This window comes from Pseudomonas sp. COW5 (assembly GCF_026240005.1).
Taxonomy (GTDB): Bacteria; Pseudomonadota; Gammaproteobacteria; order Pseudomonadales; family Pseudomonadaceae; genus Aquipseudomonas; species Aquipseudomonas kribbensis.
The window spans coordinates 6,114,177-6,137,998 of the sequence record NZ_JAPHVP010000001.1 but is presented as its reverse complement, the minus strand read 5'-3'; the positions used below and the strand labels follow the sequence as shown (position 1 = coordinate 6,137,998).

5 protein-coding genes are annotated in these 23,822 nt (G+C 63.6%); all 5 read left to right on the top strand.

Features of this window, described 5'->3' with window-relative positions:
• Nucleotides 1-731: 731 nt before the first annotated feature.
• From OQ248_RS27955 to OQ248_RS27935, 5 genes are read left to right on the top strand one after another with little or no spacing between them, the layout of a single operon-like run.
• Nucleotides 732-9,740: a non-ribosomal peptide synthetase gene (locus tag OQ248_RS27955; RefSeq protein WP_265814864.1), complete on the top strand. Its 9,009-nt coding sequence runs from the start codon at nucleotides 732-734 to the stop codon at nucleotides 9,738-9,740.
• The gene (locus OQ248_RS27950) at nucleotides 9,737-13,849 is read left to right on the top strand and encodes an amino acid adenylation domain-containing protein (protein WP_265814863.1); all 4,113 of its coding nucleotides are present in this window, start codon (nucleotides 9,737-9,739) and stop codon (nucleotides 13,847-13,849) included. The genes OQ248_RS27955 and OQ248_RS27950 overlap by 4 nt, the downstream gene beginning before the upstream one ends.
• On the top strand, nucleotides 13,846-22,941 hold the full coding sequence (locus OQ248_RS27945) for a hybrid non-ribosomal peptide synthetase/type I polyketide synthase (RefSeq protein WP_265814862.1): 9,096 nt from the start codon (nucleotides 13,846-13,848) through the stop codon (nucleotides 22,939-22,941). Before OQ248_RS27950 ends, OQ248_RS27945 begins: the two co-directional genes overlap by 4 nt.
• Nucleotides 22,938-23,612: a hypothetical protein gene (locus OQ248_RS27940; RefSeq protein ID WP_265814861.1), complete on the top strand. Its 675-nt coding sequence runs from the start codon at nucleotides 22,938-22,940 to the stop codon at nucleotides 23,610-23,612. Before OQ248_RS27945 ends, OQ248_RS27940 begins: the two co-directional genes overlap by 4 nt.
• Nucleotides 23,609-23,815, top strand: coding sequence for an MbtH family NRPS accessory protein (locus OQ248_RS27935; protein WP_085708523.1), 207 nt, complete (start codon nucleotides 23,609-23,611; stop codon nucleotides 23,813-23,815). The genes OQ248_RS27940 and OQ248_RS27935 overlap by 4 nt, the downstream gene beginning before the upstream one ends.
• Nucleotides 23,816-23,822: the final 7 nt, after the last annotated feature.

Below are 23,822 nucleotides of genomic sequence, written 5' to 3'. Positions count from 1 at the left end.
TCAATCCTGCCCCCAGGACCTGATCGACTGCCAGTTATGCGTTGTTAGCGCTTGTTAGCGATGCCTGAAGGCTGTGTTTGAAGTAACGACTGCCTGGCTGTCAGGCCGGGGTCTTTGCGTGGTTTTCCGGCAGTGGATGCCTGAAGGACGGGCAGGTTTGCGCGGGCGCATTTATGACAACCCGGTCGCTTGGCCATCATTCCGATGGCGTAGGAAACCCCCGATATTTATTTCGCACTTTTCCTACATTTTGTTTGCCTCTCCAGCAAAAAACGTGGTTATTATCCGCCGGCGCTACGGGTCACAAACCCGGCGCCAGAAGATTGCCGTGTGTCTACAGACCCGGCAGTCGCAGCCGATCGGGACCACCCTGGCGCTGTCACCCACCGCGCAGGTTGTTCCTCGTCGTTGACCCTCAAATGGAAGTCGAGGTTTCAATTGATCACGCGGTTTGCAATCGACGATGCAATGAGCAGGGCGACGGACGTCGTCAACGATTCAGTCATCTCCCCAGCTGCCTGCGCGGACCGCGCCGCGGTGTTCTTCGCCAGCCTTTCTCCCCCCGGTTTCCTGTGTGTGCCTGCGTGCGACGCGAGTCTGCATGCGCGTGCCGCGCCATCTTCCTGAATTCGAATGACCGAACCGGTACCTGATACCGGGGCCTGACTGGCGGGGCGCGTGCTGTCTCTGCCTGATCACAAAAATAATGCAGTCATGGACGGTAGCCTCCGATGCTCGACAACACTTCCTTGCGTGGGACGAATCCCGCGCAGCCCGACGTTTCATCTTCGATTCCGTTCGACACCGATCTGTGCGTGCACGGTCTGTTCGAAGCGCAGGTGCTGCGCAACCCCGAGGCCATTGCCGTACGCTGGCAGGAAGAGGCGATCAGTTACCGCGATCTCAATATCCTGGCTAATCGACTGGCCCATCACCTGCGCAGCCTCGGCGTCGGGCCGGATGTGCGGGTCGGGATTTGTCTTGAGCGCTCGCTGGAGATGCTGGTGGGAGTGCTCGCGGTGCTCAAGGCCGGAGGTGCCTATGTCCCGCTGGACCCGGCGTATCCGCAGGCGCGGCTGGCGCACATGCTGGCCGACAGCGCGCCGCCGGTGGTGCTGACCCACGGTCAGGCGCGGCATGTTTTGTTGGCTGCTCTCGAACAGTCGGCCACGGCACCGATGGTGCTGGATCTGGGCGATTCAACACATTGGGCTTCACAGTCACCCGAGAATCCTGATCCCCACGCGACAGGCCTGACACCCCGACACCTGGCCTACGTGATCTACACCTCGGGCTCGACCGGCACCCCGAAAGGCGTGATGGTCGAGCATCGCGGGCTGATCGCCGTGAGCGCTGCCTGGGCGCAACTTTATGCCTTGGGCAAGCCGATCAATCACCTGCAAATGGCCGGGTTTTCCTTCGACGTGTTCAGCGCCGACCTGATTCGTGCGCTGGGTTTTGGCGGCACGCTGGTGCTGTGCCCCCGGGACACCTTGATGGACCCGCCGGCCCTGTATCGCTTGATGCGTGATGCGCAGATCGGTTTTGCCGACTTCGTGCCGGCGCTGCTCAATCCCTTGCTGGCCTGGGTCGAAGAGACCGGCCATGACTTGTCGTTCCTGCGCACCGTGGTCTGCGGTTCGGACATCTGGACCGCCCACAGCGCCCGGCAATTGCGCAGGCTCTGCGGTGAGCGGGTGCAGATCGTCCAGGCCTATGGCGTGACCGAAGCGAGCATCGACAGCACCTGTTTCGAATTCACCGAAAGCAGTCAGGCCGACGGCGTGCTGCCTATCGGCCGGGCATTGCTCAACTCCCGGATTTACCTGCTCGACGAACAAGGCGAGCCCGTTGCCGAGGGTGTCGCAGGCGAGCTGTACATCGGTGGCGTCGGCGTGGCGCGGGGTTATCTGAACCTGCCGCAACTCACTGCCGAGCGATTTATCGATAACCCGTTCGTGGCGGGTGAGCGCTTGTACCGAACCGGAGATCTGGCGCGTTATCGGGCCGACGGCCAACTGGAGTTCCTCGGCCGCAACGACTCCCAGGCCAAGTTGCGCGGTCTGCGTCTGGAACTGGGGGAAATAGAAACCCGGCTGGCGGACATTGCGGGCGTGCGTGAAAGCGCGGTGTTGCTGCGTCAGGACGGCCTCGGTGAACCTCGACTGGTCGCTTATTACTGCGAAAAACCGGGCATAACACTGAGCCCGCGCTCCCTGCGTGAACAGCTGCAAATCAGCCTGCCGGATTACATGGTGCCTACGGCATTCGTGCGTCTGGATGCGCTGCCACTGACCGCCAACGGCAAGGTCGATCGGCCCGGTTTGCCAGCGCCGGACGTTGAGGCGTTCGATCAGCAGGAATACCAGGCGCCGCAGGGTTCGCTGGAAACCGCGCTCGCCGCGATCTGGGCCGACGTGCTCGGTGTTGAGCGAGTGGGGCGTGAAGATCAGTTCTTTGCTCTCGGTGGTCACTCGCTGTTGGTGATGCGTGTGCTGGCGCAGGTTCGCCATACGCTGGGGCTGGAAGTCGCGCCTTCGACGCTGTTCGCCGCACCCGTTCTGAAACAGTTCGCCGAACGGCTGCAAGCCAGTCAGGCGGCGGCTCGTCCAGCCATCGCGGCCCTTGAACGCTCGGGCGCGCAAACGTTGTCGTCTGCCCAACAGCGCCTGTGGTTTCTGGCGCAAATGGAGGGCGGCAACGCGGCGTATCACATGCCGCTGAACCTGCGTTTGCGCGGTTTGCTGGACGTGCCGGCGCTCGAACGCAGCTTCAATCAACTGGTGGCGCGCCATGCTGCGCTGCGCACCACTTTCATTGCCGTTGAAGGGGAAGGGCGGCAGCAGGTTTCACCGCCTGCCCACAGCCTTCGACTGACCGTCACCGATCTGCAAGGGCCCGATGCTCAACAGCGTCTCACCCGGTTGATCGACGAGGAGGGCGCCCGGCCGTTCGACCTGAGCCGTGGCCCGCTGATGCGCGTAAGTCTGGTGCGACTGGCAGCGGATGACCATGTGTTGCTGCTGACCCAGCACCACATCATCTCCGACGGCTGGTCGATGGGCGTGCTCACTCGTGAGCTGGGGCAACTCTATGAAGCCGCGCTACAGGATCGCGACGATCCGCTGCCGCCATTGCCCGTGCAGTACGTGGATTACGCCGTGTGGCAGAAGCAATGGCTGACCGGTGAAGTGCTGGAACAGCAAAACCGCTATTGGCGCGAAACCCTCACGGGCGCGCCGGTGCTGCTGGAATTGCCGACGGATCACAAGCGTCCGCCCGTGCAGGACTACCTCGGTGGTTTTGTACCGCTGGTCTTCGACGAGGCTTTGACCACGCGCCTGAAAGCCTTGGGCATGCAGCAAGGCACCACGCTGTTCATGACTTTGCTGGCCGGTTTTTCGCTGCTGTTGTCGCGCCTGTCGGGGCAGGACGATGTGGTGATCGGCGTGCCATCGGCCAACCGTCCGCAGCAGGAACTGGAAAGGTTGATCGGTTTCTTCGTCAACACCCTGGCCCTGCGCATGACCCGATCGGGCTCGCCGTCAGTAGCGCAATGGCTGCAACAGGCGCGACGGGTCGCGCTGGGGGCCCAGGAGCATCAGGACCTGCCTTTCGAGCAAGTGGTGGAATTGCTCAACCCGCCGCGCAGTCTGGCCCACAGTCCGCTGTTCCAGGTGCTGTTTGCCTGGGAGCAGGATCAGGATTCCGATCTGCTGCTGACCGGGCTGGACGTCACGCCGGTCGAAAGCAGTCATCAAGTGGCCAAGTTCGATCTGCAACTGGCACTCCATGAGCGCGACGGGCAGATCGTCGGCGGTCTGGAATACGCCTCGGGCCTGTTCGAGCGCGGCACCGTCGAGCAGTTCGGCGAGTACCTGCGCCGGGTGCTGACGCAGATGGTCGAGGACAGCGAACAGTCGCTGGCCGGGATCAAACTGCTGAGCGCCGAGCAACATCAGCAGATTGTTCATGACTGGAACCGCACCGCGCGGGACACCGCGTCGTTGCCCGGTTGCGTGACACGTTTCGAAACCCTGGCCCGGCAAACGCCCGATGCCGTGGCACTGCTCGCCGACCGTGAGCAACTGAGCTACGGCGAACTGAATCGCGCCGCCAACCGGCTCGCGCATTACCTGATCGAGCAGGGCGTCGGCCCCGAGCATTGTGTCGGCCTGTGCCTGGAGCGTTCGCCGCAAATGGTCATTGGCCTGCTGGCGATCCTCAAGGCCGGCGCGGCGTACGTGCCGTTCGATCCGGCTTATCCGAGCGAGCGTCTGGCGTTCATGTTCAGCGATGCCGCGCCGACCATGCTGCTGACGCAATCGAGCCTGATGGCCGGGCTGCCGGCGAACGAGGCGCAGATCTGCTGCCTGGACACTGACGCACCGCAATGGTCACAACACCCGACGGATGATCCGCAAGTCACGGTGACCCCGGAACACCTCGGTTACGTGCTCTACACCTCTGGCTCCACCGGCCGCCCGAAAGGCGTGGCCCACAACCGTCGTGCGCTGGACAACCTGATCAACTGGCAACTCAATCAAGCCACAGCACCGCAGCGCGTGCTGCAATTCGCCCCGCTGAACTTCGACGTTTCATTCCAGGAAATCTGCAGCACCCTCTGCCAGGGTGGCAGCCTGCTGCTGATGACCGAAGACAGTCGCAAGGACCTTGCCGCGCTGCGTCCGACCCTGGTGGCCGAAGGCGTGCAGCGCGCCTTTCTGCCATTCGCCGTGTTGCAGCAACTCGCCGGCCTGACCGAAGCCGATGCACCGGTGCCGGCCGGTGGCTGCGAAATCATCACTGCCGGTGAAGCCCTGCAAATCAACGACGAGCTGCGCGGGTTTGTCCGTGGGCTCGGTGGCGCGCAGTTGCACAATCAGTACGGGCCGACCGAAACCCACGTTGTCAGCCAGTTCAGCCTTGACTGCAACGAGGCCGATTCCTGGCCGGACGCACCGCCCATCGGCCGTCCCATCGCCAATGCGCGGCTCTACGTGCTGGACGAACATTTGAATCCGGTCCCGGTCGGCGTGGCGGGCGAGTTGTACATTGCTGGCGCCTGCCTGGCCCGGGGTTACCTGAACCGCCCGGACCTGACCGCCGAACGCTTCCTGCCGGACCCGTTCAGCGACGAGCCGGGCGCGCGGATGTACCGCAGCGGCGACCTTGCGAAGTTCCAGGCCGACGGCAACGTGCAGTACCTGGGGCGCATCGACCAACAGGTGAAACTGCGCGGCTTCCGTATCGAACTCGGCGAGATCGACAGCCTGTTGCATCAACAACCCGGCGTGCAGGAAGCCGCAGTGCTGTTGCGTGAGGATGTGGCCGGGGACAAGCGTCTGGTGGCCTATGTGGTCGGCTCCGCCACCAGCGAATCCTTGCGTGCCGAACTGCAACGCCAGTTGCCCGAACACATGATCCCGAGTGCCTGGGTCCGGCTCTCGCAACTGCCGCTGACCCGCAACGGCAAGCTCGACCGGCAGGCGCTGCCGGCACCGGAACGCAGCGCCGGGGCGACTTACGAGGCGCCGCGCAACGACATCGAACGGCGGATGGCCGAAATCTGGGCCGAAGTGCTCAAGTGCGAGCGGGTCGGCATCCACGACAACTTCTTCGACCTCGGCGGCCATTCGCTGCTGGCGACGCGGATGATCTACGCGATCAACCAGCGCATGGGCGCGCAGCTGTCGCTGAGCAGCCTGTTTCAAACGCCGGTGTTGGGGGATCTGGCGGCGCAGGTGTCGCGTGAAGAGCAGAGCGTTGAACCGGCGTTCATCCAGATCGAGCCGGATCGCGGTAACCGGCATGAACCGTTCCCGTTGACCGATATCCAGCAAGCCTACTGGTTCGGTCGCGAGGCCACGGTCAGCCTCGGCGGTGTCAGTGCCCATGGTTACGAAGAACTGCGTATTCCCGACTTCGACGCCGAGCGTTTCGAACAAGCGTTGAACCGCATGATCCTGCGCCACGACATGCTGCGCGTGATCTTTCTCAGCGACGGTACGCAACAGGTGCTGGCTCAGGTGCCGACCTATCGCATGCCCCGCAGTGATCTGCGCGGATTGCCTGCCGAAGAGGCGCAGCGCACGCTGGAAGCAACCCGCGAACGCCAGTCCCATCAGGTGCTGGACGCCAGTCGCTGGCCGCTGTTCGAGTTCAGCCTGTCGTTGCTCGATGACGGCATTACCCATCTGCATATCAGCCTCGACGCGCTGATCGTCGACGCCGCGAGCACGCAGATTCTCGCCCGCGAACTCATGGCGTTCTACGTCGATCCGGTGCTGGAACTGGCGGAACCGGGCCTGACTTTCCGCGACTACGTATTGGCCGAACAGCAACTGCGCAACGGTCGCCGCTACGAGCAGGCGCTGGGCTACTGGCGCGAACGGGTGACCACTCTGGCCCCGGCGCCGGACCTGCCGCTGGTGCGCCAACCCGAGAGCATCGCCAACCCGCACTTCACTCGCCGTGACCGCGACATGTCGGCGGCGCAATGGGCGCAGCTCAAAGCCGTGGCCAAACAGTTTGCGGTGACGCCGTCAGTGATGCTCCTGACCGCCTTCAGCGAAGTTCTCGCGCTGTGGAGCCGCACCCCTCGTTTCACCCTGAGTCTGCCGCTGTTCAACCGCATGCCGTTGCACCCGGATGTCGACGAAATCATCGGTGATTTCACCTCGCTGGTGCTGCTGGAAGTCGGCATCGACGGAGCGCTGAGCTTCACCGACAAGGCCCGCGCCGTACAGGCGCAGCTGTGGCGCGACATCGATCATTCGGTGGTCAGCGGCGTGCGGGTGCTGCGCGAGTTGTCCCAGGCACGGGGCGTGCAGCAGACGGCGATGCCGATCGTGTTCAACAGCACGCTGTCGGAAGCGGCGCCGGAACTGGCCGAGTTCAACCTCGCGGACGCATTGAATGCCAAACACATGCACAGCATCACCCAGACCCCGCAGGTGTGGCTCGACCACACGTTGCTGGAGCTGGAAGGACGGCTGTTGTTCAACTGGGACAGCATCGACGAACTGTTCCCGCAGGGCATGATCGAGCAGATGTTCGTCGCCTATAACACGCTGCTCGACAGCCTGTGCGAGCCGGCGGCCTGGGGCGCGAACACGCCACAACTGCTGCCGCAGGCACGGTTGCCTGCACCGGTCGACATTCAGCAAGCACTGCCATTGATGCACGAACTGTTCGAACGTCAGGCCCTCGCCACGCCGGATGCATTGGCAGTAATCGGCACGCGACAACTGACTTACGCGCAGTTGCGCTTTGAGGCCCGGCAACTCGGCGCCCGCCTGCAAGCGCAGGGTGTGCTGCCGAACCGCTTGGTCGCGGTGGTGATGGAGCGCGGCTGGGAACAAGTGGTGGCAACGTTGGCGATTCTGTACGCCGGCGGCGCTTACCTGCCCATCGAACCGACTCAGCCGGCTGAGCGACTGCGGCATATTCTGGAACGGGCCGAGGCGAGTCTGGCCCTGACCCAACCGGCGCTGATCGACAAAGTCGAATGGCCGACGCAGGTCACGCCCATTGCCGTGACCGATGCAGTCTCAAACGATGCATTGCCACTGCAACCGGTGCAGGTGAACGAAAGCGACCTCGCTTACGTGATCTACACCTCCGGCTCCACCGGCCAGCCGAAAGGCGTGGTGATCGACCATCGCGGTGCGGTCAACACCTTGCTCGACATCAACCGGCGCTTTGCCGTTGGCCCGAACGACCGCGTATTGGCGATTTCCTCGCTGAGTTTCGACCTGTCGGTCTATGACTTCTTCGGCACGCTGGCGGTAGGCGCGGCGGTGGTCATCCTCGAACCGCAACTGACCCTTGATCCGGTGCACTGGCTGGCATTGATCGAGCGTCATCACGTCAGTCTGTGGAACTCGGTGCCGGCGCTGCTCGGCATGCTGGTCGAGTACGTCGAGGGCGAGGGCGGCGCGTTGCCTGCCAGCCTGCGGGTGGCGATGTTGTCGGGCGACTGGATTCCGTTGACCCTGCCCGAGCGGGTCTGGGCCTTGCAGCCGGATATGCAGTTGATCAGTCTGGGCGGCGCCACCGAAGCGTCGATCTGGTCGATCTATTATCCGGTGAAGCACGTCGATCCGGCCTGGCGCAGCATTCCCTACGGCAAGGCTCTCGACCATCAGCGCTTCTACGTGCTGGATGACGCGTTGCAGGTCCGTCCGACCTGGGTCGCGGGTCAGCTGTACATCGGCGGCATCGGTCTGGCGAAAGGTTACTGGCGCGATGAAAAACTCAGTGCCGGCAGTTTCTTCAACCATCCACTGACAGGCGAACGGCTGTATCGCACTGGCGATCTGGGCCGCTTGCTGCCGGACGGCAACATCGAGTTCCTCGGTCGCGAAGACAATCAGGTCAAGGTGCAGGGCTATCGCATCGAGCTGGGCGAGATCGAAGCCGCGCTCAATCGCCATCCCGGCGTGCAGAGCGCGGTGGTGCGGATTCTTGGCAGCACGCTGGGCGAGAAACGTCTGGCGGGTTATGTGCTCAAGGCCGATCCGGCGTTGCAGGCCAGTGACTTCACCGACTACCTGACGGACAAGCTGCCGGCGTACATGATTCCGACGTCGTTCACCTTCGTCGAGGCCTGGCCGTTGTCCTCAAACGGCAAGGTCGATAAGAAGCGCCTGCCGGAACCGGAGCAAATCGAGGAACAAGGCCCGGCGCTGGAAGTCGAGGGGCCGCAGGAACAGCGGCTGGTGGAAATCGTGCAGGGCGTGCTCAAGCGCGAATCCATCGCCGCCAATGCCAACCTGCTGAACCTCGGTGCGACCTCGATTGATATCGTCAGGATCAGCAACGCCTTGTCCGGCGCCTTGCAGTTCCGCCCGCATGTGGCGCAATTGCTGGCCCAGCCGACGTTGCTGCACCTGCTTGGCATGTACCGCCAGAACCGGGTGCGCCAGGAATTGCTCGGCAACGTCCAGCAGACGCCGGAGACCCCGCAGGACATCATCGAAGATCCGCAGCAACGGGCGCAGTTCAAGGCTGAGCAGCGCGGTCGCCGTGCCTTCGCTCAAGCCTTGCCGGAGGTGGCACTGGACTTGCCGCAAGACCCGGCCTTCGCCCGGCGTTTGAGCGATTACCGCTCGGTGCGCCAGTTCGGCGCGCAGCCGATTGCCACTCAAGCCTTTGCGCATGTATTGGCGGCACTGGCCCAGGGGCAACTCGACGGCGAGGTGAAATACCAGTTCCCGTCGGCGGGCGGGCTGTACCCGATTCAGGCGTACCTCTACATCAAACCGGATCGCGTGCTCGGCGTGCCCGGTGGCGCGTATTACTACGATCCCCGCCAACATCGTTTGCTGGCGCTCCAGAGCGGACTGCTCGACCCGGACACCTACGACTATTTCGTCAATCGCCCGGTGTACGAGAACGCCGCGTTCTCGCTGTTCTTCATCGCCGACATGGCCGCGATCCGCCCGCTGTATGGCGAGCGCAGCCGTGACTTCTGCCATATCGAAAGCGGCGCCATGGCCCAGTTGCTGAGCATGACCGCCGTCGAACACGGCCTGGGCCTGTGCGGCATCGGCTCGGTCGAGGAACAGCAATTGACGGCGCTGTTCGACCTCGGGCCAAGCCACGAGTTGATCTACTCGATGATCGGCGGCCTGCGCGCGGCCGATGAACAACACCGCGCGCCGGTCGAGGCGTTTGCCATCGAGCCTGTGACCGCAAGTCTGGACGACGAAGACATGGAGGAGTTCGAAGTATGAATGCCGATCAATTGCTGGCGTTGTTCGCTCGCCATGGCGTGGTGCTCGAGGTGGACGGTGACAGGCTGCGTTGCAAGGCGCCGCGCGGGTTTCTCACCGAAGAACTGACAGCGGCGCTCAAGCGTCACAAGCAGGAACTGATTGCCTTGCTCGGCGGCCAGGATGACACGGCGATTCCTCGGCGTGCCGACGGGAAAACGGACTGGCCGTTGTCATTCTCGCAGCGGCAACTGTGGTTTCTCGATCAACTGGAACCCGGCAACCCGTTCTACAACGTGCCCACGGCGGTGACGCTCAAAGGGCAGTTGAGCGTCGCGCATCTGGAACGAGCGCTGAACGAACTGGTCGCCCGCCACGAAGTCCTGCGCACGACGTTTTGCAGCGTGGAGGGTGAGCCGCGTCAGGTGGTGCATCCGTCGATGCCGCTGTCGTTGTCGGTGACGGATTTGCGCCAGATGTCTACCGATGAGCGCGAGCAACAAGTGCGATTCGCCGTCGAACAGGACGCCCGGGCACCGTTCGATCTGGCCACCGGGCCGTTGCTGCGGGCGTCGTTACTGCGCGTGGCTGAAGACGAATACCTTTGGCTGTACAGCGTGCACCACATCATCGCCGACGGATGGTCGATGGGCGTGATCCTGCAGGAAGTCGCGACGCTGTACGGCGATTATCTGCGTGGTGAGACCTCGACTCTCGCGCCGTTGCCGGTGCAATACGCCGACTACGCCTGCTGGCAGCAACAGCGCGTCGGCGGTGCGGCGCTGGATGCTCAGCTCGATTTCTGGCGCCGCACCCTGGACGAAGCGCCACTGTTGTCGACCCTGCCCGCCGACCGGCCGCGACCGTTGGTGCAGCGTTATGTCGGCGCCACGTTCAGTTCCTCCGTCGATGGCAGCACCCTGCGCGAACTCACGGCGCTGGCCCGGCAGACCCAAGGCACGCTGTTCAACGTGCTGCTCGGTGCCTTGTCGGTGTTGTTGTGGCGCCACAGCGGCCAGCAGGATCTGTGCATCGGCACGCCGTTCGCCAACCGCAATCGGCCGGAAGTCGAGCCGCTGATCGGTCACTTCGTCAACACGCTGGTGCTGCGTCAGCGTCTGAATCCGCAGCAGACCTTCGCCGAATTGCTGCGTGACGTGCGTGGCCAGATGCTCGATGTTCACGCCCACCAGGACGTGCCGTTCGACCGCGTTGTGGAGGCCGTCAACCCGCAGCGTGATCCGGGGCATTCGCCGCTGTTCCAGGTGATGCTGGTGTTGCAGAACACCCCCGGCAGCGGCGTACGGATGCCCGAACTGGAACTGACGCCGTATGGCACCAGCAGCGCCACGGCCAAGTTTGACCTGGCGTTTGAATGGGTCGAGCGGGAAGGGCGGCTGGACTTGCTGGTGGAATACAACACCGACCTTTATGACATCGCGACCATCGAACGCCTGAGCGGGCATTACCGTCACCTGCTCGAACAGATCGCCGCCGACGCCAAGCAACCGATGAATGCGTTGCCGTTGATGAACGAGGCTGAACGTCAGCGGGTGCTGGTCGATTTCAACCGCACCATGCCGCTGACGCAACCGGCGCAATGCGTGCATCAACTGGTCGAAGCTCAGGCCGCGAGCAACCCTCAGGCCTGCGCGGTGGTGTTTGAAGGCGAGTCACTGAGTTACGTCGAACTTAATGCGCAGGCCAACCGACTGGCGCGGCACTTGCGCACGCTGGGCGTCGGTCCGGATGTGCGCGTTGCGGTGTGCATCGAGCGTTCGCTGGAGTTGCCGGTGGCGCTGCTGGCAGTCCTCAAGGCCGGTGGCGCCTACGTGCCGCTGGATCCGGATTATCCGCTGGGACGCCTGAGCCATATGCTCGGCGACAGCACGCCGGCGGTGCTGCTGACCCTCGGCTCGGCGTACGGGATTTTGCGTCAGGCGCTGCAAGATTCGACCTGGGAAGCGCCGATTCTCGATCTCGAAAAAGATGCCGCGAGCTGGGCGTCGTTGCCGACGGACAATCTCGACCCACGCAATGTCGGCGTCACCCCTGACCATCTCGCCTACGTGATCTACACCTCCGGCACCACCGGTTTGCCCAAGGGCGCGATGGTCGCGCACCGTGGCCTGAGCAATCTGCTGCTGTGGTGCTTGCAGGTCTGCGGTGAAGCGGGAGCGATGCTGCACAAGATCCCGTTCGGTTTCGACGCCTCGGCCTGGGAGACGTTCTGGCCGCTGGCAACCGGTGGGCGACTGGTGATTGCACGGCCCGGCGGACATTACGAACCGGCCTATCTGGCGCGCGAAGTTCGCGAGCAGCGGGTCACGGCGTTGGTGTTCGTGCCGGCGATGTTGCAGCTGTTTCTGGAGGTCGAAGAAGTCAGCCTGTGTGCTTCGCTGACCGATGTGTTCAGCGGCGGCGGTGAACTCCCGCCAGCACTGGCCCGGCGTTTTCAGGAGCGCCTGCCCCATGCGCGGCTGCACAACGTCTACGGCCCGACCGAAACCACGGTGATCAACAGCGTCTGGAGCCTGGAGCCCGGCGCCGAAGTACCGGCCCGGCAACTGCCGATCGGTCGGCCGATTTCCAACAACCGTTTTTACGTACTCGATGACCGCGATGAGCCAGTGCCGGTGGGCGTCACCGGGCAATTGCACATTGGCGGTGTCGGCGTCGCTCGGGGTTATCTGGGGCTGGCGCAGCTCAGTGCCGAGCGCTTTATCGACAATCCGTTCGTGGCCGGTGATCGCCTCTATCGCAGCGGTGATCTGGCGCGTTATCGCCCGGATGGCCAGCTGGAGTTTCTCGGCCGCAACGACTTTCAGGTCAAGTTGCGCGGCGTGCGTCTGGAGCTGGGCGAGATCGAAACCCGGCTTGAAGCGTTTCCCGGCATTCGCAGCGCAGTGGTGCTGATGGTCGGTGAGGTGGCGCAGGATCAGCGTTTGGTGGCGTGTTGCGTGGTCACTGAGTCGATGGATGAAGCGGCGGTGCAGGCCCATCTGGCGACGACACTGCCCCGTGCGGTGGTCCCCGGCAGTTATCTGTGGCTCGACGCCTTGCCGCTGACCGCCAATGGCAAGGTCGACCGTGCCGCGCTGACGGCGCTGGCGGATGAGGAAATGGTCAACCGCCAGGTCAACCTGAGCAGCCCGCGCGACCATATTGAACTGACGCTGTACCAGATCTGGAAACGCCTGCTGCTGGTGCCGCAGATCGGCATCCGCGACAACTTCTTCAATGTCGGCGGCACCTCCATCGCCGCGATCAAAATGGCCCATGAAATCAGCCAGGTGTTCGCGGTTGAAATGCCGGTGCGCGTGGTGCTCAGCTATCCGACCATCGAAGCGCTGGGCGGCTGGCTGCGGGTCGGGGCCAACCCGGCGGTTGCGCAGGGCAATCTGATCGAATTCCGGCGCGACAGCGGCCAGCACAACGTGGTGTGCATTCATCCGGCGGGCGGTACGGCGTTCTGTTACCTGTCGCTGGCCAAGGTGTTGCCGGATGAGGCTGGTGTTTACGGGGTGCAATCACCGGGGCTGAATCCGGGAGAAGACACCGAGCCGACGGTTGAAGCGATGGCCGAAGCGTATCTGCGATTGATCGAACCGCTGACGACGCAACCGCTGATTCTCACCGGCCTGTCGTTCGGTGGTCTGGTGGCTTATGAAATGGCGCGGTTGCTGACGGCGGCCGGGCATCGTCAGGTGACCGTGGTGTTGCTCGATACCCAGGGCAGCGATGATCCGGGTTTCCGCGAGCAGATCGGCACCGTGGACATGGCCGAGTTCCGCGACAAACTGGTGCGCTTCAACGGCATGTACCCCGGCATCGAAGACGCGCAAGTCGAGCGCTATTTCCACATCTATAACCACAACCGGCTGGCCATGGCCGCCTATGAATGTGCGCCGCGCGCCGGGCGTGTGGTGCTGATCCAGGCGCGAGAAGATTTCAGCCGCCATCAGTTGCATGAACTGCGCGGCTTCTGGCGGCGTCGCGCGGGTAGCGGCTATCTGGCGAAACTGGTCAGCGGCGGGCACTGGGACATGCTCGAAAGTGCGGAAATCCATCGGGTCTCGCAGATCATCCGGCAGGAGCTGCAACGCTTCGACGCGCAGGAGGCGAAATGATGAGTGCGTCCAATGACCTGACGTTGCTCGCGCGTTTTGCCGGGCAAGTGCAGCGCAATCCGCAAGCTGCGGCCGTCATCGACGGCTCGGTAACCCTGACTTACGCCGAGCTGGCCAGCGCCAGCGAGCGTATCGCCCGAGGGTTGCAGGCTCGCGGGGTCGGGCCCGGCCAGTCGCTGGCGTTGTGCATGCCACGTTGCTGGCAATGGCTGGCGGCTATTCTCGGCGCGTTGAAGGTCGGCGCCGTGGTTGTGCCGCTGGACCGTGCGAGTCCGCTCAAGCGCCGGCAGTTGATGCTGGCGGATGCGGCGTGCGTGGGGCTGATTACCCTGAACGAAGAACCTCAGTGGTCGCCTTCATTGTGGCAATCCAGTGTCGAGGCCTTGCTCGATCAGCCGGACACTCCGTCGCAAGCGCTGACCGCAGACTTCGCCGAGGTGATGTTCCTGTTCTACACCTCGGGCACCACCGGCACGCCGAAGGCGGTTGAGGTCGGCGAACGCGGCTTGTTGCGTCTGGCGCACACCGACGGCTATATCGAAATTCGCCCGGCGGACCGGTTTGCCTGCCTGTCCAACCCGGCGTTCGATGCGTGCAGTTTCGAACTGTGGGCGCCGCTGCTCAACGGCGGTTGCTGCGTGATGATCGCCGACGAGGACGTGCTGGATGCCCGGCGGCTGGCCGAGGTACTGGAGCGGACGCAGGTCGACAACCTGTTCATGACGGTGTCGCTGTTCAACACCTTGATTGCCGAGTGGCCGTCGTGCTTTTCCAGCGTGCGGCAGGTGCTGATCGGCGGCGAGCAGATCAGTGCTGCGGCGGTTCGTGCATGGTATCGGGCCAATCCAGAGAGCCAGTGCCGGATTCATAACGTCTACGGCCCCACCGAATGCACCACGTTCGCCCTGTGCTGGCCGATCAGCCGCGACTTTACCGGTGACCTGGCGCCCATTGGCCGAGCGCTGCCGGATACCGGCGTGCAGGTGCTGGATGAACAGCAACGGCCGGTGCCCGTGGGAGAGGTGGGCGAGCTGTACCTGAGTGGCAGCGGCGTCGCCCGTGGCTACCGCAACCGGCCCGAAGAAACCGCCCGCCAGTTCGTCCGGTTGCCCGACCTCGACGGTGGCGCACACGTCCATTACCGCACCGGCGATCTGGTGCGGTGCAATGCCGAAGGTTTGATCGAGTGTCTGGGACGGGTCGACCGCCAGGTGAAAATTCGTGGTTTCCGCATCGAGCCGGGGGAGGTGGAGCAACGGATCCTGGAGCATCCGGGTGTGGCGCAGGTGTTTGTCTGCACCCGGCGTCAGGCGGCGGAGGATCATCAGCTGCTGGCGTTCATCGTGCCGCGCAGGGAGCTGGACTATCACGCCTTCGAAGCCCATCTGCGGGCGCAACTGGCGCCGTATATGCGGCCGCATCAGTTGTTCCTGCTGGAGCGCCTGCCGCTGACGGCCAATGGCAAGATCGATCGCGACAGCTTGCTGGGGCAGCCGCTGAGTCCATGGCATCCAGCTTCAGTGGCCATGGAAAACGACAATGCTTCGCCGACGCTGGACTGGTTGCTGAGTCAGGCCCGTTCGCTGCTCGGCCAACCGGGCCTGAGTGCGCAGGACGACTGGCTGGGCAGTGGCGGCGATTCGCTCAAGGCCATGCGTCTGCGCTCGGCGATTCGTACCCGTTGGCAGCGCGAGATCCCCCTCGACACTCTGCTCAACGAGTCTTTCTCATCATTGGCCGGACAGCTGCTGGGCGAGCGTGGCGATTCGATCTATCCACCTGCGCCCGTGATCAGTCGCGCCGCACGCTTGCCGGCCACCGCCGAACAACGCCGCCTGTGGTTGTTGCAGCAACGCACGCCGACCTCGACCGCTTACAGCGTGCCGCTGATTCTGCATCTGGCGGCCGGTGTCGATCTATCAGCGCTGGCCGAGGCTGTGGGACGTCTGGTGCTGCGCCATCCCGGATTGCGCACGGCGTTCGTGCCTGGTGCCGAGGGTCTGGATCAGGTGATCGCCGAGCAAGGCCCGGCCTGCCGCACCTTCGCCGTCGGGCATTTCACCGAAGACAACTGGCAGGCCTTCGCGGAGCTGGTGTTCGCCACGCCGTTCGACCTGTCCACGCCGAACCTGTTTCAGGCGTGGCTGTTGCCGTTCGCCGATGGCAGCTGTCGGCTGCTGCTGAATCTGCATCACATCATCGTCGATGGCTGGTCGGTGAACCTGCTGTTCGACGACCTGAAGCAGCTCTATGCCGACGCTGTGCAAGGTCGCGAAAGCCCTGAGCCGTCAGCCCGTCTGACGACGCTGGAGTTTGGCCAGTGGCAGCGGCAGTGGAGCGTCGATCCGCATTACCGTGACCAGCGGCGAGCCCTGGCCGAGTTGCATCGTCATCGGGAAGAACCGTCACCCGCGTTGATGCCGATGCGCCCGGTCAGCCCGGACGCGAGGTTGCACCGCGAACCCTTGGGTGCGGTGCGCAGTGCAGCCCTTGAACGGTTCTGCACGCAAAAGCGACTGACCCGTTTCGAAGTGCTGTTCAGTGTCTTCGCCTGGAGCCTTTACGCCCTGACCGGATGCGAGCGGCCCCGGATCGCCAGCCCGGTGGCCAACCGGCCCCTGGCTGAGTTCGAGGACAGCGTCGGCATGTTCGCCAACACCGTGCTGATTCCCACCGCCGTAAACCACACAGTGACCCTGAGCGAACAACTGCATCAACAGACCGCCACCGTGCGCGAGGTGCTGGCGCTGCAGGACGTGGCACTGGCGGATCTGGTCGAAGACCTGCGGTTGTCTTCGAGTACCGCGCTGTTCGATTTCATGTTCGTGCTGGAAAACACTGATTACGCGGCGCTGGCCGACTCCAGCCTGCGCGCGACCCTTGAGTTCAACGAACACCTGCACGCCAAGTGCCCGCTGACCCTGTTGATGGTGGGCAGCGGTTCGCAGCTGGAGTGCTGGTGGGAATATCAGTGCAGCTATTTCGATGCCGGACAGATGAGCACGGTGAACACATTGTTCCGCCGTGGTCTGGACTTGTTGCTGGAAAGCCCGGCGGCGACGCTCGACAGTCTGCTGGGCCCTTATCGACACGGTCTGGCCCCGGCCAGTGAAGGGCCGAAGGGTGAGCTGCCGTTCAACACCCTGGTGGACTGGTTCGAGCATCAGGTGCATTGCACGCCGGATGCGGTTGCGCTGGTTCAAGGTCAGCGCCAACTCACTTATAGCGAGCTGAATGGATTGGCCGACGCTCTGGCCGCTGACTTGATCGAGCATCATCCATTGCCTCTCGGTAGCGCGCCGCTGCATGTCGTGCTGTTCCTCGACGCGTCGGTCGAGCACATCGTCGCGCTGCTGGCCCTGGCCAAACTCAACCTGACCGCCGTACCGCTGGATCCCGCTTATCCGGTGGCGATCCAGCGTCAGGTATTGGAACAAGCGCAACCGCATTGTGTGCTGTTCAGCGACACGACGGCGGCCGCGCTCGATGATCTGAATGCCGGACGATTCGCCACGCATCAGGTCGATCTGCACGTCGGTGCCGAAGCGTTCGAGCGTCCACGTCACGGCGGTGAGCGACCGCTGTACACGCTGTTCACCTCCGGCTCGACCGGCACGCCCAAAGGTGTGCAAGTGTCGGAACGCACCCTGTGCAACCTGCTGCAATGGCAGCGCACGGAAGGGCAGTTGCCGGCGAAAGCGGTGACCTTGCAGTTCTCGATGCTGTCGTTCGACGTGTCGTTTCAGGAGATTTTCAGCACTCTGTGCGGGGGCGGCTGCTATCACCTGATCACGCCGCGCTGGCGTCAGGATGCCGAGGCGTTGCTGGATTACATGGTCGAGGCGCGGATCGAACGGTTGTTCCTGCCGTACGTGGCGTTGCAGCATCTGGCGCAAACCGCTGTGGCTCGGGGAATCTACCCGTCGGCATTGCGCGAAGTGATCACCGCCGGGGAGCAATTGCTCTGCACGGACGCGCTGCGCAACTGGTTCGGCGGTATGCCGCAAGCTTCGTTGTTCAATCACTACGGCCCGACCGAAACCCATGTGGTCAGTGCCTTGCGTCTGCCTCCGCAGCCCCGCGACTGGCCGTTGCGTGCACCGATCGGGCATGCCGTCGGCAATGCCCGGTTGCTGTTGGTCGATGAGCATGATCGTCCGGTGCCAAGTGGCAGTCGCGGCTATCTGCTGGTGGCCGGGCCGATGGTTGCCCGATGCTATCTGGCGGATGCTGATCTGAATGCCAAGCGGTTTGTAGAGCTTCCAGAGGGCCGCTTGTTCTACCGCACCGGCGATCTGGCGTGGGCCGATGCCCAGGGCTGCCTGCATTATCTGGGACGTGACGACCAGCAGATCAAACTCAGCGGCCATCGTCTGGAACTGGGGCAGATTGAGGCGGCGCTGATGCAGGTGCCGGAAGTGGTCAACGCGGTGGTGGCGGTTCAGGCCGATCCGCCACGCCTGATCGCCTGGCTGCAACTCGACGGCGAGCCTGCGACGTCGCAAGAGCTGGATCGTCAGGTCGCGAAACAGCTGCCGGCCCATGTGCGGATCGATGAATATCGCCGGATCGACGTCTGGCCACGGACCCCCAGCGGCAAGATCGATCGCAAGGCCTTGCCGAATGTGGGTGAGGCGCTGGAGCGGCGCAGCACGCCTCAACCGCATGTGCAATTGACTGCACTGGAGCGGCAACTGAGCGAGCTGTTCCGGGATGTGATCGGCCGTGACATCGAACCGGAACAGACCTTCTTCGAGGCCGGCGCCACCAGCCTCGGCCTGATGCGTTTGCATGGCCGTTACGCTGAAGAGCTGCCGCACAAGGTGACGATGGCCGACCTGTTCGAACACGTCACGGTACGGCGTCTGGCGGCGCATCTGTCGACGGCTTCGGTGGCAGCAGTGGAGCGTGTCCGGCAAACCGATGCAGGTCACCAGCCGATGGCGATCATTGGCATGTCGGTCAATGTGGCCGGGGCGCGGAACCTCTCCGAGTTCTGGGCGATGGTGCAGGGGAATGAGCTGGGCATCGAACGCTTTGCCGCCGAAGAAGGTCTGGTCGGCGCCCGCAGCCAACTGGCCGGCATGCTCGATTTCGATCCCGAGTACTTCGGCATCAGCCGCCAGGAAGCGCGCCTGATGGATCCGCAACAGCGGCATCTGCTGATGGGCTGTGTGCAGGCTCTGCAACACGCGGGCATCGTCCCGTCGGCGGATGGTCCCCGTATCGGCCTGATCGCCAGTTGCGGCGAAACCACCTACTTCCAGCAACTGCTGCGCGACACCGCTGAAGGCGATCTGCCGGACGGCTTCCAGATGGCGCTGCATCACGATAAGGACTTCCTGGCGACCAAAGCTGCGTATCACCTGGACCTCAACGGCCCGGCCCTGAGTGTGCAGGCGGCGTGCGGCAGCTCGCTGATCGCCGTGCACCTGGCCAGTTCGATGCTGCGTCAGGGTGACAGTGACGTGATGCTGGCCGCCGGTGTACTGATCGACCCGACCCTGAGCGATGGCTACCGTCATCGCTCGCAGCACATCTTCTCTGCCGATGGCCTGTGCCGTCCGTTCAGCGACGACGCCAGCGGCACCATCGGCGCCAGTGGTTATGGCGTGGTGGTGCTCAAGCCATTGGCCAGAGCGCGGGCGGATGGCGACCGGATCTACGCGTTACTTGAAGGCTCGGCACTGAACAACGATGGCCGGGCCAAGATGAGCTACACCGCGCCGTCGGTGGCCGGACAAAGTGCGGTCATCAGCGACGCCTTGAGTCGCGCCGGATTGACGGGCGCTGACATCGGTTACATCGAAGCCCATGGCACCGGCACTTTGCTGGGGGATCCGATCGAGGTCGCGGCGTTGACCAAGGCCTTCGGCGAGGCGCCGGCCGGCAGTTGCGCGCTGGCCTCGGTGAAAAGCCAGATCGGCCATCTGGGCGCGGCGGCGGGGGTGGTCGGGCTGATTCGCGCCAGTCTCGCGGTATTCCATGGCGTGCTGCCACCGAACCTCGGGTTTGACCGGATCAATCCGCAGATCGATCTGGAGCATTCGCCGTTCTACGTGCCCACTGCATCGCGGCCGTGGCCGGAAGGGCGGCGGCGACTGGCGGGTGTCAGCAGTTTCGGGATTGGTGGGACCAACGCTCATGTGATTGTCGGTGCAGCACCCAAGGCACAGGAAGTGGCCGAGGAAACGCTGCCACTGCTGATGCTCTCGGCCCACAGCCGAGCGGAACTGCTGCGCGATATCGCGGTGATCCGTGAGCACATGCAAGCGCATCCGGAGCAGCGGACTGCGTTGCTGCGGCACTTGCAGTCTGGTCGCCGGCAACTGCGCTGGCGCTTCGGGATAGTCTGCCAACCGGGTGACGAAATTCCGTTGCAACCGACAGCGATCAAGGAAATCACCACGTCGGGTGCACAACTGATCGCCCGTGATCATTCAGCGCAGGCATTGCTGGAGGCCTGGTACGAAGGCTCCCATATCCAGTGGCCGCAGCACTCGGCACCGCCGCCATGGGATTTGCAGCCATCGTCTTTTGATCTCCAGACCTATCGGTTTCAACCCGCTGGCGAAATCGTTGCCCCCGTTTCGGTCGGCATCGAGCGGCAACCTCTGGCGCAGTGGTTCCATCAACGGCAGTGGGTACGTGTCCAGCGCCTGAGTGTGAAGGCATCTGATGCCAAACGAGAAACGCTGATCCTTTGCAGCCATGAAACACCCGGCGCGGCATTGCTGGAACATCTGCGAACGGTTTATCGACGCGTGGTTCAAGTCCGCACCGGCAATGGTTTCAAGCATCTCGGCGCCGATCGTTTCGAACTGGATCCGCTGGACACCGAAGCCTTGAGCCGTTTGCTCACCGAGGTCACAGAACCTGACACCGGCGAACTCGACTGGCTGCACACCTTGCCGCTGGCGGTGTCAGGGGCGGTCAACGAGCAATCGCTGGATCTGGCGCAATGGGCCTGTCTGGACACGGTCAGTGCGCTGATGCAGGCCTGGGGGCAAACCGTGCGCACCACACGACTGCGGTTGTGGCTGATGTCGTGGCAGGCGTGTCCGGTGAATGGCGAGGTTCGGCGTCCCGAGCTGGGAGCACTGGCCGGGATCAGCGAAGTGGTGCCCCAGGAATACCCGGTGCGTTGCCACTGGCTGGACTGGCCGTCGCCGCACCTTGATGCGCAGGCCGCAGAGCTGGCGGCGCTGCTTGGAGATCCGACTGCGTTGCCTCGGCGGTTGGCGGTGCGCGACGGTTACCTGTGGCAGCCACGGTTGATCGCTCAGCCAATGCCGGGCCCGACCACGACTTCCAGCCTGCTGCCGGAAGACGGCACGTTTCTGGTGCTGGGCGGCACCGGCGGGATCGGTCGAACCCTTTGCGAACACCTGTTGCAGGCACCTGCGCGGCGTGTGGTGCTGCTCTCCCGTCAAGGTGAGCTGCCTGCACATCTCGCGGCTTACGCCTCGCGAGTCGACTGCCTTCAGGCGGACATCGCTGACCTGTCACGTTGGCCGCAGGTACTCGATCAACTGGCCCGACGCTACGGTCAACTGACCGGGGTGATTCATGCGGCGGGTGTCGGCGCGGGCAGCCTGATTCGCCATCGCGACGCCCGGCAGATGGCCGAGGCGATGGCCGCCAAGACTCGCGGCATGCTCGCGGTTGAAAGCCTGATCGAGCAGCTTTCGCCGGGTTTCGTCCTGTATTGCTCGTCGATGTCGGCACTGTTCGGCGGCGCGGGGCATCTGGATTATTCGGCAGCCAGCGGTGTGCTCGACGGCTTCGCGCATTACCGTCCGGACACGACCAATGCTTGCCTGCGTCTGGGGATCAACTGGGACATCTGGCGCGACATCGGCATGGCCACGACCAGCAATGGCGGGGACGCTGCGCATCAGGAGCATCTGACGGTCGGCTTGTCGGCCGAAGAGGGTTGTCGGGTGTTCGATCTGGCGATGGCGGCGCAGCTGCCGCAATTGCTGGTTTCCACCACCGGTATCGACACGGCGCGGCGTTTCTATCCGGTTCGCCATGGCGCTGTTGCCGTACCGGTCGAAGCGCCGAAGGGCGTGGATCTTTCCGTGCGTCTGCGCGAATGCCTGTGCAAATGGCTCGGCGTGACGGATCTGGAGGGCGATGATTCGCTTTATGACCTGGGCGCGGATTCGCTGACGTTGCTGGACTTGATCGACGAGTTGCAAGCGGCCACCGGCGAGGTGTTCCAGCTATCGCAGTTCAGCCACAAGGTCAGCCTGATCGAGGTGTTGGGGCTGGTGGTAGATTCCACGGCAGAGGCGTCAGCGGACGCGCCGCACAGCTGGAACGATGCGGTGCGGATCGATCAGTGGCATGCTGGCACCGGTCGCGAATGGCTGTACCTGATCCATCCGGTGGGCGGCGATGTTCAGGCCTATCTGGAACTGGTTTCGACGCTGCCAGCGGATCTGGGTGTCTGTGTGATCGCAGATCCTGCGTTGCGTGTGCCGGCGCTACCGAACATCAGCATCGTCGAGCGCGCCCGGTTGTATCTGGAGGCAATCAAGGCCCACCTCCCGGACGGTTGCGCCTGGCGCCTGGCGGGGTGGTCGTTCGGGGCCTGGGTGGCGCAGGCGCTGTGTCTGCAAGCCCAGGCTGACGGTTTCAGGCAACCGCTGCTTTACCTGATCGACCCGCCGGCGCCGGATGCCGGTGCGGAACTGGCCGGCATCGACGAGCGGACCATCGAGCAGGTGTTCCAGCGTGAGTTCGCCCAGCGCTGGCCTGACGTCGAAGGGCAGGGGATGTCCGAGGAACGTCAGGCTTATTTGCAACGGCTGACGGTGTGCTGCCGCAATAACATGGCCAGCATGGTCGACTTCCAGCCTCCAGCGCTGAGCAACACACGGGTGCAGATGTTCATCGCAGGGCACGCCAACCCTTATGGGCTGGGCAACGCCTGGAACATGAATGACCTGCAACGCAACTGGCAGGCCTTGCTGCCGCAGCTACAGAGCTGGCAGCGACTGGACACCGACCACTACGGCATCGTCGCGGGTCGTTGGGCGCGGTTGCTGGCCGAGGTCATTGGCATGGAGGGGCCGTCGAGATGAATGAGCCGATCCTGATGCCTCGCTGGTTGCCGACTTTGACGCAGGTGCTGTGTGAAGAGCAGCCCGAAGTCTTGCGTCAGCGGATTCACGGGTTCGAGGAGACGCAGTCGCTTCGTCCGATTCATCGTTGGCAAGCCGATGTTGTCGTGCCGATGTTGTGCGAGGCATTGCCGAAACACCGGCCGGCGCTGCTCGCATTGCAAAGCCTGCATCAACGGGCGGCCCTCGGTTTGTCCGGGCGCCAGGGCGAGTGGCGGGCCACCCTCAAACCGGTGTTGCTGGCGCTGTATCGACGGGCCTATGCCTACGACACGGCCTATGCCCAGGCCCATGCCAGTGCGATGACTTACGGCCTCGCGCCGAGCAACACCGCCATGATCGCCGAGCACTTCGGCGATGCCGAGGCGTTCGCGGTGTATTACGCGCAACTGAATACCGATGCCAGCGCCACTGCGTTCGCTCAGGCCCATGCCAGCGCCAATGTTGAAATCTCGTCCCGGGCCTTCGCGACTGACGACGCGGATGCGTATGCGCAGGTTTGCGCAGCGTCGGCGCGGGTTTACGTCTGGGCCTGTGCGAAGACCGACGAACAACGGCGTGCGCTGTTCAACCATCTCGCACAAGGGCTGATCCGGCACCTGCAATCCCATCCAACAGGAGAAACGACATGAACGATGCACAGCAGCAATTCGATGTGGTGATCAACGCTCAGGGTCAGTATTCCCTGTGGCCGGCGGGCAAGCCGATGGCCAGCGGCTGGAGCGCGGCGGGGATGCGTGGCGAACGTCAGGTCTGTCTGGATTACATCAATGAGCACTGGATCGACATGCGCCCGCGTTCTCTGCGCGAGCAGTCATCGGTGTCGTTCCAATAGAAAAGGT